General features: G+C 48.8%; 16 protein-coding genes and 1 other annotated feature. Of the genes, 13 read left to right on the top strand and 3 right to left on the bottom strand.

Going from position 1 to position 19024, the window contains the following annotated elements; genetic code table 11:
• Positions 1–167: 167 nt before the first annotated feature.
• A complete protein-coding gene (locus tag M1L66_RS20040; RefSeq protein ID WP_434687781.1) occupies positions 168–776 on the top strand; it encodes a LysE family translocator in 609 nt (202 codons plus the stop codon).
• A gap of 126 nt (positions 777–902) precedes the next feature.
• Here M1L66_RS20040 and M1L66_RS20035 read toward each other — a convergent pair whose 3' ends face one another.
• From M1L66_RS20035 to M1L66_RS20025, 3 genes are read right to left on the bottom strand one after another with little or no spacing between them, the layout of a single operon-like run.
• Complete coding sequence (locus tag M1L66_RS20035; RefSeq protein ID WP_187019233.1) at positions 903–1310, bottom strand: glycoside hydrolase family 23; 408 nt, start codon at positions 1308–1310, stop codon at positions 903–905.
• A 27-nt stretch (positions 1311–1337) separates the two neighbouring features.
• Entirely contained in the window at positions 1338–1859 is a 522-nt protein-coding gene (locus M1L66_RS20030; RefSeq protein ID WP_002603550.1) for a DUF4364 family protein, read from the bottom strand.
• A gap of 24 nt (positions 1860–1883) precedes the next feature.
• Positions 1884–3038, bottom strand: coding sequence for an NAD(P)-dependent malic enzyme (locus tag M1L66_RS20025; RefSeq protein WP_434687778.1), 1155 nt, complete (start codon positions 3036–3038; stop codon positions 1884–1886).
• Between the two features lie 142 nt (positions 3039–3180).
• Between M1L66_RS20025 and M1L66_RS20020 the strand changes: the two genes are divergently transcribed.
• The 12 genes from M1L66_RS20020 (at position 3181) to M1L66_RS19965 (ending at position 18881) form a co-directional block, all read left to right on the top strand.
• Positions 3181–6825 carry a DUF5717 family protein gene (locus tag M1L66_RS20020; RefSeq protein WP_434687776.1) on the top strand — a complete coding sequence of 1215 codons (3645 nt, stop codon included), beginning with the start codon at positions 3181–3183 and terminating at the stop codon, positions 6823–6825.
• Between the two features lie 15 nt (positions 6826–6840).
• Positions 6841–8064 (top strand): DUF5716 family protein, encoded by a 1224-nt coding sequence (locus M1L66_RS20015; protein WP_320988511.1) that lies wholly within the window; start codon positions 6841–6843, stop codon positions 8062–8064.
• Complete coding sequence (locus tag M1L66_RS20010) at positions 8061–8873, top strand: hypothetical protein (RefSeq protein WP_187019243.1); 813 nt, start codon at positions 8061–8063, stop codon at positions 8871–8873. Before M1L66_RS20015 ends, M1L66_RS20010 begins: the two co-directional genes overlap by 4 nt.
• Before the next feature lie 272 nt (positions 8874–9145).
• Positions 9146–9490: a PadR family transcriptional regulator gene (locus tag M1L66_RS20005; protein ID WP_187019245.1), complete on the top strand. Its 345-nt coding sequence runs from the start codon at positions 9146–9148 to the stop codon at positions 9488–9490.
• Positions 9477–10829, top strand: a complete 1353-nt coding sequence (locus M1L66_RS20000; protein ID WP_187019247.1) for a permease prefix domain 1-containing protein — start codon at positions 9477–9479, stop codon at positions 10827–10829. Before M1L66_RS20005 ends, M1L66_RS20000 begins: the two co-directional genes overlap by 14 nt.
• 89 nt (positions 10830–10918) lie before the next feature.
• Positions 10919–12022 carry an immunity protein Imm33 domain-containing protein gene (locus M1L66_RS19995; protein WP_187019249.1) on the top strand — a complete coding sequence of 368 codons (1104 nt, stop codon included), beginning with the start codon at positions 10919–10921 and terminating at the stop codon, positions 12020–12022.
• A gap of 87 nt (positions 12023–12109) precedes the next feature.
• Positions 12110–12338: a binding site (T-box leader), on the top strand.
• Between the two features lie 49 nt (positions 12339–12387).
• On the top strand, positions 12388–12672 hold the full coding sequence (locus tag M1L66_RS19990) for a hypothetical protein (protein WP_187019251.1): 285 nt from the start codon (positions 12388–12390) through the stop codon (positions 12670–12672).
• A 26-nt stretch (positions 12673–12698) separates the two neighbouring features.
• Positions 12699–15377 carry a valine--tRNA ligase gene (locus tag M1L66_RS19985; RefSeq protein ID WP_187019253.1) on the top strand — a complete coding sequence of 893 codons (2679 nt, stop codon included), beginning with the start codon at positions 12699–12701 and terminating at the stop codon, positions 15375–15377.
• Positions 15378–15700: 323 nt separating this feature from the next.
• Positions 15701–16540: a sigma-E processing peptidase SpoIIGA gene (locus tag M1L66_RS19980; RefSeq protein ID WP_242840553.1), complete on the top strand. Its 840-nt coding sequence runs from the start codon at positions 15701–15703 to the stop codon at positions 16538–16540.
• A 28-nt stretch (positions 16541–16568) separates the two neighbouring features.
• On the top strand, positions 16569–17309 hold the full coding sequence (gene sigE, locus M1L66_RS19975) for an RNA polymerase sporulation sigma factor SigE (protein ID WP_002603561.1): 741 nt from the start codon (positions 16569–16571) through the stop codon (positions 17307–17309).
• A gap of 202 nt (positions 17310–17511) precedes the next feature.
• Positions 17512–17991, top strand: a complete 480-nt coding sequence (locus tag M1L66_RS19970) for an RNA polymerase sigma factor (RefSeq protein WP_187019255.1) — start codon at positions 17512–17514, stop codon at positions 17989–17991.
• 14 nt (positions 17992–18005) lie between these two features.
• Positions 18006–18881: a DUF3298 and DUF4163 domain-containing protein gene (locus tag M1L66_RS19965; RefSeq protein WP_187019258.1), complete on the top strand. Its 876-nt coding sequence runs from the start codon at positions 18006–18008 to the stop codon at positions 18879–18881.
• The last annotated feature ends 143 nt before the right edge of the window (positions 18882–19024 follow it).

Here is a 19024-nt window from a genome sequence, read left to right as displayed (position 1 = left end):
AGTGTTTTTCCAAAGTTTCAATTTAGAGCTATGGTCGTGAAGGATATGGGGATTTCTATCGAACGCCTTGCCAGGAACAAACTGATTTAAAATTAAAATAAAACAATAGAAGAATGACTGTCCAAAATATGAACGGACATCTATTAGAACTGTTGGCAGGAGATAAAATGAATACATATACTTTTATAATTACATCATTGATTATTATTTTGATTCCTGGTACGGGTGTTATCTATACTATAACTGTTGGCTTGACCGAGGGAAAAGAAAAAAGCATTTTTGCGGCCTTGGGCTGTATGATTGGGATTCTTCCGCATTTATGTATCAGTATTGCATTATCCTCATTACTGATGCAAATAAACGATACAGTGTTTGATATTATTAAATATGTAGGAGCTGTATATTTGATATTTTTGGGATTGGGTATGATATGTTCAAAAAATAATATTCAATTTTCAGAAATGCAGACAATGCACTATATACCTGTAATTATTAGTCGAGGAGTACTTATCAATCTATTAAATCCAAAATTGACACTATTCTTTTTTGCGTTTCTACCACAGTATGTCGCTTCTGACAGTAAACATTATATGATAACAAGTGCTTTGCTTGGAGCGCTGTTTATGGTACTGACGTTGGCTGTATTTATTGGGTATGGTTTTATGGGAAGTATTGCAAAAGTGTGGATGAATCAATCGCCAAAACGAGTGGCAATATTGCAAAAATGTGTTGGTCTTATTTTCATAACTTTTGCTGTACAATTGGTTTTAGGCTGAAAGACAGAGTAAAAGATACAGCCGAAAGAACCTTAATTTTAGTGAAGAATGATGATCCGAAAATGGTATAAGGAGCATGTGGATATTTACAATCCCCAATGCTCCTTATACCATTTTTGCATGACTCTATTCAGATACAGTGACAGATTCCGTTACCACAGGAACCGGCGTTATAATTTCTTTTTCTACCGGCGTCATAACTGCCGGAACCGGAACGGCTGGTTTTAACGGCTCCGGTTCCGGAGACGTCTGTTCCTGTGTCTGCTCCTGCTTCTGGCTCTTAGAGACCTGCACGTTCTCCGCGTTCTCCGTGCCCTTCGCATCTCTGGGCTTTTTGGAAAAGATATCTCTGACCTTGATGCGCACAAAGGTTTTGATAACCTTCACCGAAAGCAGGATGATAAAGACGGGAAGGACAATGGTCAGCAGTAGCTTTGCCTTCAAAAGAAATTTCTTCCGTTTCAGCTTTTTCACTTCTGCCTGATACTCATCTCTGATTTCCTGAATCAATGATTTCTGTTTTTTGATCTGCATGGGAATTCCCCCTTTATAATTGCCTTTTTAGTCGCTCATGAGAGCCTTCATGGCAAATGCGTAGATTTCCTGGCTTTTGGCCTTCCAGTGGTCACACATGATTTCCGCCTGGTCCTTATCGGGGACGGCGAGCTCCAAATCGATCAGACAGCTCTTACCCTCACGCACCTCACAGTGAACGATGAAATCCTGATTGGTGGATTTGTAGAAATCCGCGGTCACGCCCACCTCGTTGCGGAGGCGGAACTTGTTCTCTTTCAAATATTCATCGATGTCTTCAATGATGGCAGAGGATATCTTGTTGCCGAAGAACGAAAGGGTTTCTTCTCCCTCCCGCGTGATCTCATAGCGGCTGCTGTTGTGGTTGGTCTCCACATGGAGGAGTTTGGCCTCCAGAAGTTCGTTTAATGCCTGATTCAGCGTGAAATACGTGGTGTATTCATGCTCCAGGAAAAAATTTGACAGCTGCGCACTGGTAAGGGGAAAATTGACCTGCTTCAGCATATACAAAATCATTAATTTATAAAGCGTCATGGGTTCTGACAACATAGGACACCCTCCATAGATTGATTCTTACTTTTGTATATGATCTTTCACTGCACGGCTGACCACATCGGCCACACGGGGATCAAATGCCTCCGGCAGAATATGGTTTTCATCCAGTATGGATTCATCCACCAGCCCTGCGATCGCGGTGGCGGCAGCCAGCTTCATCTCTTCAGTGATCGCAGTGGCGCGTCCCTCTAAAGCACCCTTAAAGATGCCCGGGAATACAACTACATTATTGATCTGATTGGGGAAATCAGACCTGCCGGTGCCGATAATTTTTGCTCCGGCCTCTTTTGCAACGTCAGGCATAATCTCAGGAACCGGGTTTGCCATGGCGAACAGTATCGCATCCCTGTTCATGGACGCGGCCATCTCTTTTGTGACAATTCCCGGTGCGGATACGCCGACAAAGATATCGGCGCCCTTCATGGCGTCGGCCAGACTGCCGTCTGCGCCTTCTAAGTTGGTCACTTCCACCATCTTTTCCTGCATCCAGTTTAAGCCGTCCATACCCTTCTTTAAGATTCCGGCGCGGTCACACATGGTGATGTGCAAAAATCCGTAGGTTAAGAGAAGCTTCGTGATGGCGATTCCGGCGGAACCGGCACCGTTTACGACGACCCGGCAGTCTTCCTTCTTCCTGCCGGTCACCTTTAATGCGTTGATGATTCCCGCCAGAACGACGATGGCGGTTCCGTGCTGGTCATCGTGGAAGACGGGGATGGGGAGAAGCTCTTTTAAGCGTTCCTCAATCTCAAAACATCTGGGCGCGGAAATGTCCTCTAAATTGATTCCTCCGAAAGCAGGAGCAATGTTGACAACGGTCTTTATGATCTCTTCCGTATCCTGGGTATCCAGGCAGATTGGAAATGCGTTGACGCCGCCGAATTCCTTGAAGAGCACGGCCTTTCCTTCCATAACGGGCATGGCGGCCAGAGGTCCGATATTGCCGAGGCCAAGAACCGCGCTGCCGTCGGAAACAACCGCGATCGTGTTGGATTTGATTGTATATTTATAAGCGGTTTCCGGTTCGGCAGCGATGACCTTACACGGCTCCGCAACGCCGGGAGTATAGGCGAGGGCCAAATCTTCCCTGCTTTTTACTTCTGCTTTGGAAATAGTTTCCAGCTTGCCGTTCCATTTTTCATGCAATAATAAAGCTTTTTCATTCGTTGTCATGATTCTTGTCCTTCTTCTATCAGTTTTTATTTTATCATACCAATTTTAGGGTTTTAAATCAATAGAAAATATGTTAGAATATAGTAATTAAACTGAAAGACAACAGCTGTCAGGATGAAGAACATAAGATACAGGTGGTACTATGAGAGAACGAATCAACAGGCTGGCTAAAGGCATCATCGATTCGGAGGTTCCTGTGATCAAGGTCACTCCGAAAGAAACCCACGACGTGGTGCGTTCCGGCGGGGCCACGAGGCGGGAACTTGTCGTTACCAGTGAGAATAATCTGCATATAAAAGGACTTGCATATTCTTCCAATTTCCGCGTGAGGCTTCTTAATGGGGCGTTTGGCGGCACCTATAACCATCTGGTCTATGAGGTGAATACCGGTTTTCTGGAAGACGGAGATATGATTAAGGGCGCTTTCTATCTGGTTACCAATGGCGGAGAAAGAGAAGTCCCTTATTCTTTTCGTGTGGAACTGAGTACGTCAGGGAAAGCATTGAGCGATTTAAAGACGGCGGAGGATTTCGCCGGAACAGCGAAGAACGACTATGAGACTGCGCTTCGCTTATTTGAATATAGAGATTTTTTCGAGGCCCCTTTCATGAAGGGTTTGCATGTGAGGGCCCTTTACGGTGGTTTAAAAGGAAGACCGGACAGGAAGAAGGAGCTGGAGGAATTCCTGACTGGACTCGGTGTCAAGGAGCCGGTAAAGCTGACTGCGGACGAGAGTGAGCGGCGGTTTCATCAACTGGACGGAGTGATCCAGGAATGTATTACGATAACCAGAAGCGGTTGGGGCTACGTAAGCCTTGAGGTTACGGCCGACTGTGATTTTATAGAGATTCCGGTGAGAAACATCGGAGACCAGGATTTTACCGACGACACCTGCGAGATCGTCTACCGCATCCATCCGAGGCGCATGCATCAGGGCCTGAACCAGGGACGCATTATCATTACCGGAATCGAAGAGCGCTTCGTCGTTCCGGTGACCGCGATGGTGAACCCGGGAGGCGGTATTTCCGCGGAGGACGCCTATACGAAGGAAGCGGTGGCGACGTATCTGCACCTGCGCTTACAGAAAGAGGCAGGTAATGGGGACTTTCCTCACAATACGCCGAACGCAGGTGAGGGGGACTTTCCTCATAATCAGATGCTGCGGGCGCTGGATGAGATCGAGGAGATGAAGGGGCAGCAGGAGGCGATTAAGCTTTTAAGGGCCGAGATATACCTTTCAGACGACAGGACGAGCCAGGCGGCGCTGCTGCTGGATGAATGCCGGGAGAAGATCCTGGCGGAGCGGCAGGAGAAGCTGGAGCTTTACTGCTACTATCAGTATCTGAGGCTGATACTGCAGCCGGATGAATACCAGAAGGAATCGCTGGTTCGTCTGCTGAGAAAATATCTGGAGGAAAATCCGGGCCTTCATAATCTGTTTCTGATCCTTTTAAGACTGGACCGCCGGCTTAATGAGAATCCGGGCGGAGCCATATCCATGATGAGGCGCCAGTTTGAAGCGGGCATGAGAAGCCCGTTTCTCTATCTGCATGCCTGCAGGCTGCTTTCCGAAGAACCGGATCTGATCCGGAGTATCGGCCCGTTTGAGCTGCAGGTCCTGTCCTTCGGCGCCAGATACGGCGCCGCGGGAGAGAAATTTGCGCTGGCTGCGGCGAGGCTTACGCTGACGTCCAGGCATTTTAACCGCCTTCACTACAGAGCGCTGGGACGCCTGTATGAGAAGTATCCCGGAAAGGAAATACTGGAAGCGGTCTGTTCCATACTGATCCGGGGAGAGAGCAGGAGTGCGGAGGCATTTAAGTGGTATGAGAAGGGGATCAAAGAAGGAATCAGCCTGACACGGCTTTACGAGTATTATCTGTACGCGCTTCCAAAGGATTACTGCTACCTGCTTCCCAAGGAAGTGCTCCTCTATTTTTCCTACGGCGGTAGCGAGCTGGACCGCCACAGCAGGGCGCTGCTCTATAAAAATGTGCTGGTTTACTTAAAGGAATCCGATCCGCTGTATGAGGTGTACGAGCGAGATATCGAAAAATTCGCCACAGAACAGCTGTTCGAATCAAGGATCGGAAGTAATCTGGCGGTTATTTACGAACACATGATTTACAAGGATGTCATTGACCTTCCTATGGCTAAGGTACTGCCCTCTATTCTGCGTTCTTATCGCGTGGAGTGCAGGAACCTTAAGATGAAGTATGTAATTGTCTGCTACGAGGAGCTGCTGGAGGAGGACGCATTTCTTCTGGATGACGGCGTAGCATACGTGCCGCTGTTTTCCGAGCACAGCATTCTGTTGTTTCAGGATGCCTTTGGAAACCGTTACAGTACGGTTCCTTATGAGAAGACGCCGGTGATGGATAAGCCGGAGTTAGAGGCGCGCTGCTTTGAACTGTATCCCGATCATCCGATGCTCAGACTCCGGGCCTGCGACGAGATCTTAAAGAGGGGCATTGCAGATGAGAAGGAGGCGGGGATGCTGGAGGATGCCATGGAGGATGGACGGCTCCAGCCGCTGTATCAGAGACTCCTGCTATCCAGAATTATAGAGTATTACCAGAATATGCCGGGCATTCCATCGAACGTGAAAGAGGGAGACTCTCCTCTTCATCCGGTGAGTGAAGACAGCACAGAGGGAGGCGCTTATCTGGTGCGCCTCGACAAGCGTCTGCTTACGAAGGAAGAACGCCTGGGAATCTGTGAGACCTTAATCAACCGCAATTATGTCGAGGAAGCCTTCGATATGATACGGGAATTCGGCTGCGAGGAGATTCAGAGCAAGCGGCTTTTAAAGCTGTGTACCAAGATGATTCTTCAGAATCTTTTTGATGAAGATCCGCTGCTTCTCCACCTGTCGTACCGCGTATTTCTGGAAGGCATGAGTGACAGCGTTATCCTGGATTACCTCTGCGAGCACTACAACGGTCTGACGAATCAGATGTACCGCATACTTCTGCAGGGCATTTCCGAGCATGTGGAGACGTATGATCTTGAGGAGCGTCTGGTGGCACAGATGATGTTTTCCGGATGCACGGAAACCATAGACCGGGTATTCAGCCTCTATATGAACAAAAAGAAGACGAGTGACAACATCGTCCGGGCATATTTTACAATTAAGAGTTCGGAGTATTTCCTTGATGACAAGACTCCGGATGACAAGGTTTTCGCCTATCTGGAAGGCGCGGTCAACGGCTCTGCAGACAAAGACAGGATACCGACGATCTATCTGCTGGCTCTGACCAAATACTATTCCGAGCTTTCCTCGCTGGAAGAGGAACAGAAGGAGCTGTTAAAGAGCACGACAGCGGTTCTCCTGGAGGCGGGACTGGTATTCCCGTATTTCAAGAAACTGGCGAAATACGTTCCCATGCCGGAGGATATCATGGACAAGGCCATGATCCAGTATCATTCAGACAGGAACGCGCGGATCGATTTTGAGGTCCGGATTCTGCCGGATGAGGAGGAATACCACTGTGAGGATATTGGAAGGACGTACCAGGGGATTTTCGTAAAGAAGAAGGTCCTTTTTGAAGGGGAAATCATGGAGTACCGGATCAGTGAACTGGAAGACGGCAAGTGGGTGCTGAAAAAAGAAGGAAGCGTCAGCTGTGACGCTGCATCGGCGGCCGGTGATTCGGAAAGCAGATTTGCCTGTTTAAATGAAATGAGCCTGTGTCTGAGTTTAAAGGACGAAGAAGGGCTCAAAAAACGGATGCGGGAGTATTTAACAAAGAATGCTGCCGCGGAAGAATTATTTCCACTGATGTAGATAAGGGGATTGTCGATGGACGGATTGATAATTGGACTTGATTTATGTGATGCCTATACCAGGCTGTGCTGTCATGAACGTGAAAAGACGTGGTGCCTGCCGACGGTTATCTGCCGGAAGAAGGATGATGACGAGTGGTATGTGGGGGAAGAAGCTTACGCATACACCCTGGTGGGGGAAGGCATTATCGTAGACAAGCTTATAAAGATGGTCATGAAGGACGGTACCGCCACGCTGGGAGGCGTGAAATACGAGGGCACCACCCTGCTTAAGATCTATCTAAAGAAAATACTGGCGCTGGCCAAGGAGGAATTTTTCTCTGATGAGGTAAAGGAGCTGGTGATCACACTGGAAAAGGTGGAGGTCAAGCTGATGGACGCGCTGATGTACTGTGCGGATTACTTAGAGATCCCCAGGGACCGGGTGCACATCATCAGCCATACGGAAGGCTTTGTCTACTACGTTCTGAGCCAGAAGAAGGAAGTATGGAACAATCAGGTAGCGGTCTTCGATTTATCAGAGGATTCGCTCCATTACCACGAATTAAAGGTTCAGCGCGGGATGAAGCAGATGACTGTGGTGGCCGAGGATGAGGCGCTGGAGGAGAGCTTTAATCTCGATATTTTGAATACCCCTTCCGGCGGAAAGCTGGCGGATAAGATACTCAGTTCCTGCGCGGAGCGGCTGCTTTCCAAGAAGCTGTTTTCTTCTATTTTCCTGACAGGAAAAGGCTTTGAGCGGCAGGACTGGGCGGGAGATTTCATGAAGCTTCTCTGTTCCAGGCGAAAGGTCTACATGGACCAGGAGCTGTTTGCCAGGGGCGCCGCTTTTAAGGGCATGGATTACCTCCATGAAAAGACGTCTTACCCCTTTATCTGTGTCTGCGAGGGGCGGCTTCATTCGACGATTTCGATGAAGGTGCTTCACAAGAACCGTGAGAGCCAGCTGATCGTGGCGGCTGCCGGTGACAACTGGTATGAGTCGAGAAGCAGTGTGGATTTGATCGTGGATAACCAGGACTACGTAGAGTTTTTAGTAACCCCCATGGATCCGAAGCAGAAAAAGCTGGTAAAGATTCCGCTGGAGGGATTCCCGAAACGGCCGGAGAGAACGACGCGTGTGGGGATCAGCGTGGGATTTTTAGATGAGAAGACGATGGCGGTGGTGCTTAAGGACAAGGGCTTCGGAGAACTGTTCCCGGCCTCAGATGCCGTAGTCAGACAAGAGGTCATGATATGAGCCTGATACTATGCCGGCAGGAGCCGGTAAAACATCCTTTTTATTTCGAGGGCCTGGGAGTCCACCTTTACTCCTCCCAGGAGCTTTGCTATGTGATCTACCATAATCCGCTCCTGGTACTGGATGATTTCGTGGATGACCATCTGATCGAATTCATCCGCGGCGAGCTGGAGATGGGCTTTATGGCGGCCAAGCTGGAAAAATGGCAGCAGAGCGGAGAAGACACCGATGAGCTCCTGTTTTTAATCCTGACGGAATGTGACTACTACAACGCAGCCGAGATCAAACATTTCCGTCAAAAGATCGAAAACTACAGAAAAATGCCCCCGCCCGAATTCGCCAAAGCCAAAGCCGACTACCTTTTCACGAGAAAGCAGTACGGCAAAGCCGTAGCAGAATACGAAGGAATCTTAGAGATGCCAAAGGAGTCTTCAACAGACGACGCCTTTTTTGCGAAGATATACAACAATCTGGGAGCTTCTTATGCGCGTTTATTTTCCATGGAGAAGGCCTATCGGGCGTATCAGAAGTCGTTTGATTTAGCAAAGAGTGGAGACGTATTAAAGCGAATCTATTATTTATCCAAATGGAATCCCAATCTGGTATTAAAAGACAGATACCGCACATTGATTACGGAAGATGTAAAAGCGGTATGGGATGAAGATATGAAGAAGGCAGAAGAGGCCGCGCAGAAGGTGGAAAGTTTAGAAAAATTAGACGAACTATTTTTAAAAGATCCGATTAAAAGAATGAAAGGTGCTTCCGAACTGGTTAAAGAGTGGAAGGGGGAGTACCGAAACATGATATAAGCACTGAGCAGTGCGAAAAAAGACATAGGCAAATATACGTTGTGCTAGCACAAAAGTAAATTTGCCTATGTCTTTTTTCATAGGGCGAACGCCCGTCAGCGAGATGAAGCGAAGCGGAATCGAGCGGCACTGCGGTCCAGCGGGCAGCACCATCAATTTTATATAAACAGGGCAGTTCTCCCTTGACATCTTCTCTGCCATCAACTATTATATAGATAATCGATATATAGATAACCTATATAACAACTCAAAAAAGAAAGTGAGGTACTCCCATGCCCATCGACAAAAGCCTGATCTCAGGCAGTACCACCATGCTTCTTCTAAAACTTCTAACAGAAAAAGACATGTACGGATACGAGATGATAGAAAATCTGCGGAAGAAATCCAACGATGTATTCGAACTGAAGGCGGGAACCCTTTATCCCCTCCTGCATTCCCTGGAACAGAAGGGATATTTGACCTCCTATGAAGAGGACGCTTCCGGCAAGATACGCAAGTATTACAGTATTACCGGCGAGGGAAAGCGTTACCTGAAAGGGAAGGAAGAGGAGTGGAAGCAATATGCCGGAGCGGTATCCGGAGTACTGGCAGGAGGTGTCGTCTATGGAACTGTCTGAATATCTCGATACCGTATCGGAGCAGATCCGCTGTAAAAAGGCCAGGACTATGGTCAGGGCGGAACTGGAAAACCATGTGCAGGAACAGTCTGATGCCTATGAGGCTGATGGCATGACGCCTTCTGAGGCGAAGAGAGAGGCGGTCCGCCAGATGGGAGATCCCATAGGGACGGGAACTGCTCTGAACCGGATTCACCGGCCGCATCTGGAGTGGAAATTCCTCATTCTGGTGCTTCTGTTAAGCGCGTTAGGCCTCGCGCTTCAGTATATGACATGCTATACCGGACTGTTCGGCGGCATTTCCGGCGATCTTGCAGACTATTTCTGGAAACGCCAGTGCTTTTTTACCGTCACGGGACTCGGCGTTCTCGCCGCAGTTTATATCGTCGATTACACAATACTCGGCCGGTATCCCCTCCTTCTGTGGTTTGGTTACTTCATCGTCATAATCATCATCGCAAATACACACGTCGTAATCATGGGAAAAGTGAGAATCTATAATTATCTGACGCTGTTCCTGCCTCTCTACGCGGGAGTGCTTTATAGATTCCGGACAAAGGGATACGGAGCGGTAGCCGTCTGTTATCTCTTAAGCTTCATGCCATTTTTCATGGGACTGAAGACGATAATGGTACATGGGAGTCTGGAGCTCGCCGGCGGCTGTTTCCTGCTTCTGCTTATTGCCGTATGGAAAGGATTCTTCCATGTCAAAAAGGCCCGGACCATAGCAGCTCTTATTGCCGTACCTGTGCTCACCCTCCTCCTTCTTTACTGGAAGGGAACGGACCTGGGAGTACTGCATACGTACCAGATGATCAGGCTTCAGTCCATTTTTGGCCCGGATATGCTTTATTACAACTCCAATGGAGGGATTATTCCCTATCTTCAGGAGTCCGTCTCCAGTTTTCAAATGTTTGGCTCATCGGCAGCGCCTATGCCGAAGGCTATGAAGTTTTTAAACTGCGACTACGTTGTTTTCTTTGTTTTTGCCAAATACGGTATTGCGGCCGGAACTGCCATGCTGTGCATACTTGCCGCTACAGTGGTGAAAGCATTTTCCATATCGTGGAGACAGAAGAACCGCCTTGGATTTCTCATCGGAACGGCGTGCTCCGTGGTTCTGACAATTCAGATGATTGTCTATGTGGCGGCCAACTTCGGCGTACCGCTGGTAGAGCCCATGACGATTCCGTTTCTGTCATACGGAGGGCAGAGTACCCTGGTGAATTACATATTGCTTGGACTGATTCTCAGCGTCTACAGAAACAAGGATATTGTTTCCGAAAGACATGGAACCCGGGGGAAATGGAAAATACGGCTGGAACGGCTGGAATCGTAAGTGGAAAAAAGTGACATGTTATGATACACTAAGGCGTATAAAACCTGAACGGCGATACAGAAAACGAAACGTTCAGACAGGAGGACGCTATGGGTGATAATATATGGCAGAACGTATTTCAGGAGATATTTAAAAAGAACTTGGAGCTTATGAAACAGGAACCGGAAGCCGCGGGGCTCAATGCTTTGTTTGACCGCGCGGGAGCGTATGAACAACTGACGATCGGAGAGGTGCGGCTAAAGACCGGCAGGATCGAGATTGGAGATCCGCTCTGCTACATAAATACGAAATATTCCTGTACGCTGGAGGAGACGTTGGAGCCGGGGAGCTATCCGGTATCGCTGTCAGTGATCGATCATCCGGTCTTTGGATTCCGTTTCCTGGCGGCGAAACTGGACGTGAACGGAAAGACGCCGGTCCGCTATGAACTGGCCATGCCTCAGGGCTATACGATTGAAGATAAAGATAAACCGGGAGTATTTGCCATGTTCGGTGTGGATACGGGGCTGGCCTGTATCTGTGACAGGGCTGTGTCTGTCGTTTATGATGATTTTATAAAAGAGTGGCGCGGGGAGAATACGGACAAAAATCTCTATGACGACTGCTTTGCGGAGGCCATGAAGGCTTATGCCGAACAGTATCCCCGATATCAGAGGGAGGACGGCGATTATATGGACTGGTGTCCGCCGGGAAGCGATGAAAACCTGATTCTCTTTACCAGTGGTTTCGGTGACGGTGCGTACAGCGGTTACTGGGGGTTTGATGAAAATGGGGACAAGGCGTGTCTTGTGATCCGTTTTATCGATCCGGAGGCCTACGACGTTCCCATGCCGGAGCTTCCGCGGCGTAAGAAGTTCTTCAAGAAGGCGGAAGAGATAAAGCCGCTGCTGGAGAGCGGCCAGTTTGGAATCGCCACCGATAAGATTATGGTGGAAGGCTCCAAAGTGGGCTATATGGTGCGTAATGAGCCGCAGGAGGAACACCCGGAGGACAGCGGATGGATCTTCTATGAGGGATCGGAAGATCGGGAATACTGTGAGGACAGCGGGCATTTCGGACTCTATGATCTGAATACGGTGGCAAACTATGATCCCGATATTATTCCGCTGCTTGACGCCCCCGCGGGCATGGCATTTTTCCGCGGTGACGATGGGGAATTCTATGTGGATGCCGGTGTGAACGGAGGGAATTGAGAATAGAGAAATGACCAGAACTTTTCGGCACATGACTCACAGGGGTTGACAAATGCTGAAAAAACCTCTATGATATCACCATAAAGAAAAAAGGTAATGAAGAAGAGGAGTACGTTCATAACCCTGACAGAGAAAACCATTCACCGGCTGAAAGATGGTTAAGGAAGTGTGTGCGGAAGGTAGCTTTGGAACCGGAGTGCTGAAATACAGTGGTGTTCAGTAGGCGCTCACGCGTGGTTTGCGTTAAAGACCGTGAGAGCTGTGGCGCAGACTGCCGCAGGAAAAAAGGTGGTACCGCGGATTGTTCGCCCTTTGCATGGAATACATGCAGAGGGCTTTTTTTATTTCACAGCAAAGTTCGTTCTATGAATAAAAAACCTCCGGGAGTGCTGTTCCTCCTAATCAGCGTGTTTTACAGCTCCAGGCTGGCAAAAAGGAACTATAGAGTCTATGAACTGAGCCATACCGGAATGGGAAAGACCATATTGTTTTATCCGGACAGAATTGAGTGTGCAAATGACGGTGAAGCGGCGAAAACATATTATTACAGCCAGATTTCCAGGGTGAAAGAGTCTAGCGGCCTGTCAAAAAGGAGATTTCGAAGCGTTTCAAAGCTTTATGAAACAGGGCAGACAGCCTTAGAAAAATAAAAAAGAAAACAGATAAGGAGAATACCATGAAAGAACTAGAAAAAAATTATAATCCTGCCGAAATTGAGGGCAAGATATACCAGAAATGGCTGGACAGGAAGTATTTCCACGCAGAGCCCAATCCGGATAAGAAACCATTTACCATTGTGATGCCTCCGCCTAATATCACCGGCCAGCTTCATATGGGCCACGCGCTGGACAACACCATGCAGGACATTTTAATCCGCTACAAACGGATGCAGGGATACGAGGCGCTCTGGCAGCCGGGTACGGATCACGCGGCGATCGCCACAGAGGTCAAGGTTATTGAGAGTTTAAAGAAGCAGGGCATCGATAAGGAGGACCTGGGCCGTGACGGATTCCTGGAGAAATGCTGGGACTGGAGGAAGGAATACGGCGGACGCATTATCAACCAGCTTCATAAGATGGGCTCCTCCGCAGACTGGGACAGAGAACGTTTTACCATGGACGAGGGCTGTTCGGAAGCGGTGCAGGAAGTATTTATCCGTCTGTATGAGAAAGGCTATATTTACAAGGGATCCAGAATCATCAACTGGTGCCCGGTATGCCAGACCTCCATATCGGACGCAGAGGTGGAGCATGTGGATCAGGACGGATTTTTCTGGCATATCAATTATCCGGTAGCGGGAGAGGAAGGTTCCTTTGTGGAGATTGCAACCACGAGACCGGAGACGCTTCTCGGTGATACGGCTGTGGCGGTTAATCCGGAGGATGAGCGCTACACCAATCTCGTTGGAAAGATGCTTAAGCTGCCTCTCACGGGACGCACCATCCCGGTGATTGCCGACTCCTACGTAGACAAGGAATTCGGTACCGGATGTGTAAAGATTACACCGGCCCATGACCCTAACGACTTCGAGGTGGGCAAACGCCACAACCTTCCGGAGCTTACGATAATGAACGACGACGCGACCATCAGTCTGCCTGGCAGCAAGTACGATGGGATGGAGCGCTACGAGGCCAGAAAAGCCATCGTAGAGGATTTGAAGGAACTGGGCCTTCTCGTAAAGGTGGTTCCCCATACCCACGCCGTAGGTACTCACGACCGCTGTAAGACCACGGTAGAGCCGATGGTGAAGCAGCAGTGGTTTGTACGCATGGAAGAGATGGCAAAGCCGGCGATCGAGGCGTTGAAGAACGGAAAACTGAAATTTGTGCCGGAGCGTTTCGATAAGACGTATCTGCACTGGCTGGAGAGCATCCGCGACTGGTGTATTTCCAGACAGCTGTGGTGGGGCCACAGGATTCCGGCCTATTACTGCGACGAATGCGGAGAGATTGTTGTAAGCAAGGAAAGACCGGAGAAGTGCCCGAAATGCGGATGTACTCACCTTACTCAGGATGAAGACACGCTCGACACCTGGTTTTCTTCTGCTCTGTGGCCGTTCTCTACACTCGGATGGCCGAACGAGACAGAGGATCTAAAGTATTTCTATCCGACAGACGTGCTGGTGACAGGATACGATATTATTTTCTTCTGGGTGATCCGTATGGTGTTCTCAGGGCTGGAACAGACCGGAGAACTGCCGTTCCACACCGTGCTGATCCATGGACTGATCAGAGATTCTGAGGGCCGCAAGATGAGCAAGTCCTTAGGCAACGGCATCGATCCGCTGGAAGTCATCGACAAGTACGGCGCGGACGCCCTGCGTATGACACTCATTACCGGCAATGCCCCTGGAAACGATATGCGTTTCTACTGGGAGAGAGTGGAAGCCAGCCGCAACTTCGCCAACAAGGTATGGAACGCTTCCCGCTTCATAATGATGAATATCGAGAAGGCGCCTGACAGCCAGGCGGAGCTGTCTGATCTGACCATGGCGGATAAATGGATTCTTTCCAAGGCCAACACCCTGGCCCGCGAGGTGACAGACAATTTAGACAAGTATGAACTGGGAATCGCCCTCCAGAAGGTTTACGATTTTATCTGGGAGGAATTCTGCGACTGGTATATCGAGATGGTAAAGCCGAGACTCTGGAACGAAGAGGATACTACAAAGGCAGCGGCCATCTGGACCTTAAAGACCGTGCTGATTAATTCCCTGAAGCTGCTTCATCCATATATGCCGTTCCTCACCGAGGAAATCTTCTGCAATCTTCAGGACGAGGAAGAAGAGGAGACTCCCCCTCAGTGCCCTTCGGCTGAATGTTCCATCATGGTATCCGCATGGCCGGAATATAAGGAGGAATGGAACTTTGCCGAGGAAGAGCATGCGGTAGAGACCATCAAGGAAGCGGTAAGAGCTATCCGGAATGTCCGGACTTCCATGAACGTTCCGCCGAGCAAGAAGGCAAAGGTATACGTTGTATCAGAGAACAGCGAAATCCTGGATATCTTCGAGCACAGCCGTGTGTTCTTTGCCATGCTGGGCTATGCCAGCGAAATCGTGCTAAAGAAGGATAAGGAAGGAATCGGCGAAGACGCCGTGTCCGCTGTGATCCATCAGGCAGTCATCTATATGCCGTTTGCCGAGCTGGTAGATATCGAGAAGGAAAAAGAACGGTTAAAGAAGGAAGAGGAGCGGTTGTCCAGGGAGCTGTCCCGCGTAAAGGGAATGCTGAGCAACGAGAAATTCGTAAGTAAGGCGCCGGCAGCCAAACTGGAGGAAGAAAAGGCGAAACTGGAAAAATATACACAGATGATGGATCAGGTGAAGGAGCGTATCGCTCAGTTAGGCGAATAGGAGCGCGCAGCCTGTCCTGTTTATCAATCTTTATAAGAAAAGAGTCGAACCCGGCGGAAAAAATCTGCCTGGTTCGACTCTTTTTTTCGTGGGCCCTCCGGGCAGAAGGCGCACTCCGCGCTAAGGAAGTATGGAAAGCTGCAAAGCTTTGTGATTGGTGCGTGAAACGCATGGACGGGGGTGGTGCAAACAGATGTTTGACCATAAGATGTCGAATTATGATGAAAATACCGGGAAAAAGGCGATGAAAAACAGGAATCAGGGCCGCCGTTTTGACAAAATCTGAAGGTCTCTCTGACTATAATGTTCATACAGGGCAGGAGGTGAGAAAACTTTTAGTGACGGTTGACTTATACATAGATGTGTTTTTTGTCATAAACATGATCCTGGATTATCTTGTGCTTTCCATAACCGGAAAGGTGATGAGATACCGGGCGGGCAGATACAGAATCGTGCTGGGCGCTGCTTTGGGAGCTGCCTGGGCCGTCCTGTGCGCGGCATTTCCGTCCATTCCCCCCGCGGTCTCTTTTTTTATGACCTACGCCGTGGTCAGCTGCCTGATGGTGGTGACGGCGTTCGGCGTCAGAAAGAAGCGGGAGATTGGCAAGGCGGTAGCCTGCCTCTATCTGGTGACCGTCATGATGGCCGGAGCCATGCAGGCTCTCTACCAGCATACGATGGCCGGTTATTATATAGAACAGATCCTTCGCGGAAATAACCGGGCGGCCATGCCGTTTTACCGGCTGCTGCTGCTGGCTGCCGGCGCTTACTTCGGTGTGAGGTGTATCCTGGGCTTCGTTCTGGAGGCCAGAAAGAGCCGGAACCATTTCTACGAGGTAACGATGCATTACAGAGGGCGGAAGAAGACGGTGACAGCGCTTCTCGATACCGGTAACCGGCTGTATGAGCCAGTGACGCACCGGCCAGTTCATGTAGTGACCTACGAGGCGCTTAAGGAGCTGTGCGAGAGCGTGTCCTCTGTCATATACATTCCGTTTGGGAGTGTGGGAAAGAAGGAAGGCGTGATGCCCGGGATTTTCCTGGATGAAATGGAAATACGCCAGGGCAGTGACGTGAAAATTATAGAAAAGCCTCTGGTGGCTGTCTGCCGCCGTCCCCTGTCTGTGGATGGGGAATACCAGATGCTTCTGCATGAAGATTAGTTTCAGATGAAAAGGAGAGATTACCGATATGATATTAAAAGTTTCCGTACCAAACCGTTTCCAGTTTAAAGCCGTACCCACGTTTAAGACGCTGATGATGCCGAAGCAGGGAGAGATTCATTACATTGGCGGCGCCGATATTCTTCCGGCTCCACTGGACAATGAGTCCGAGGCGAGAGTGATTGCCATGCTGGGAGGCGAAGATGACCAGAGCGCAAAGTCGGAGCTGATCGAGCATAATCTCCGCCTTGTCGTCTACATAGCCAAGAAATTTGATAATACCAGTGTCGGCGTAGAGGACTTAATTTCCATCGGAACCATTGGCCTGATCAAGGCGATCAACACATTTAACCCTGAGAAGAACATCAAACTGGCCACCTACGCGTCACGCTGTATTGAGAACGAGATTCTCATGTATCTGCGGCGCAACAATAAGACGAAGATGGAGGTCTCCATTGATGAGCCGTTAAATGTAGACTGGGATGGAAATGAACTTTTGCTGTCCGATATTCTGGGAACGGACGAGGACGTGATCTACAAGGATTTGGAGACAGAAGTGGAACGCAATCTCTTAAATTCCGCCATCAGCCGGCTGAGCCCAAGGGAGAGAAAGATCGTGGAGCTACGCTTTGGCCTGTCCGACGAGGAGGGGGAGGAAATGACCCAGAAAGAGGTGGCCGATTTGCTTGGAATCTCCCAGTCCTATATTTCCCGTCTGGAAAAGAAGATTATGAAGAGGCTGAAAAAAGAAATTGTACGTTTTGAGTAGCGGAAGGAATTAATATTTATCCGTTTTTTCTTTAAAAATGATTTGATCTATAGTATAATAATAAAATGTGGCACGTCGGAAAGGTATCAGGCTTTCCGGGTGCCATTTTTTACTTTATTTGAATAAATAAGATTATTTTTTCGCAACTTTTTTAAAACAGGAAACGTCTAACAGACAGAAGAGGAGAGAGGAGGAAGAATATTTGAAGAAGAATTTGGAAGCTGAAGCTGAGAAAATACTCCTGACCAATTATGAAAAGTATTATCGTCTCGCCTACAGCTATGTGAATAACGAACAGGATGCGCTGGACATTGTCCAGGAAAGTGCTTATAAGGTGATGAAAGATATTAATAAGGTGCGGGAGCCGGATTATTTATCCACCTGGATCTACCGCGTGGTGATGAACACGGCCGTCGATTTTCTGAGGAAGAGACAGAAGGAGAGCATCGGTCTGGAGGGGGTGGAGATCCCCCACGAGGATGTCTATCATGAGGATGATCCGATGGAGCTTCTCAAGTCACTGGAGGAAAAAGACCGTACCATCGTGGTATTAAAGGTTATAGAGGAACTGAAGCTGGAAGAGATCGCTGTGGCACTGGATTTGAATGTCAACACGGTAAAAGCAAGATTGTACCGGGCACTGAAAAAACTCAGAATCGAACTGAAGTCGGAAATGTCATAGAAAGGGGACACATTATGGAAAACGACAGCAGAAACAATTTGGAGAAGTTAAAAGAAGAATATCATAACATTCCGGTGCCGGCCTCGGCCAGGGAAAACATGATGGCAGGAATTGAAAAGGCAAAAAAAGAAAAGAGGATGAGAATCGTGATACAGTTTACAAAGAAGACAGGATTAACAGCGGCGGCCGCGCTGCTCGCCATCACCGTGATGGCAAACGTAAGCCCTACGACCGCAAATGCCATGGAAAATATTCCGGTGCTCGGAACCATTGCCAAGGTGGTAACCTTCCGTACTTTTGAAGATACAAAAGATAATTATGAGGCGAAGATCGATATTCCCCAGGTATCCATCGGAGATCAGGCGAACACAGAGGTCAACAAGTCCATCGAGGAGTATGCGAACCAGCTGATCGCCGAATACGAGAAGGAAGTGACAGAGGACGTTGCCGGTGAGGGCCATTACTCTGTAACCTCCAGCTATCAGGTGGTGACAGACAATGATAAATATCTGTCTCTGCGCATCAACACAACCGTGATTATGGCCAGCGGGGCAGACTATGTGAAGATCTTCACAATAGACAAGGCAACAGGCCAGGTAGTAACCCTGAAGGACTTATTTCGGGATAAAGCGGATTATATTCAGGCTCTCAGCGATAATATAAAAGAGCAGATGAGGGCTCAGATGGCGGCGGACGACTCCAAGATGTATTTCTTTGAATCCGGCGAGGAGGCTGCAGAGGACTTCAATCAGATTACAGGTGACGAGAGCTTCTATTTCAACGGGAACGGAGAGCTGGTGCTTGTATTTGACGAATATACCGTGGCCCCGGGATATATGGGAGTCGTGGAATTTACGATCCCGAAATCGGTAACGGGGGATATTGGCTGATTGGGGTAATTTGGAATAAAGAGTCCGGCTGTCCGGATTCTCCTATGAAATAAAAGCAGCAGGCGTTTGGACGAATGTGTCCGGATGCCTGCTGCTGTTTTTTGTTGCGTCCTGTCTCATACAATGATATAATTTTTCGACCC

It is taken from the genome of Hungatella sp. SB206 (assembly GCF_051132295.1).
Taxonomy (GTDB): domain Bacteria; phylum Bacillota; class Clostridia; order Lachnospirales; family Lachnospiraceae; genus Hungatella; species Hungatella effluvii.
This window is presented reverse-complemented; position numbering and strand designations above follow the sequence as displayed.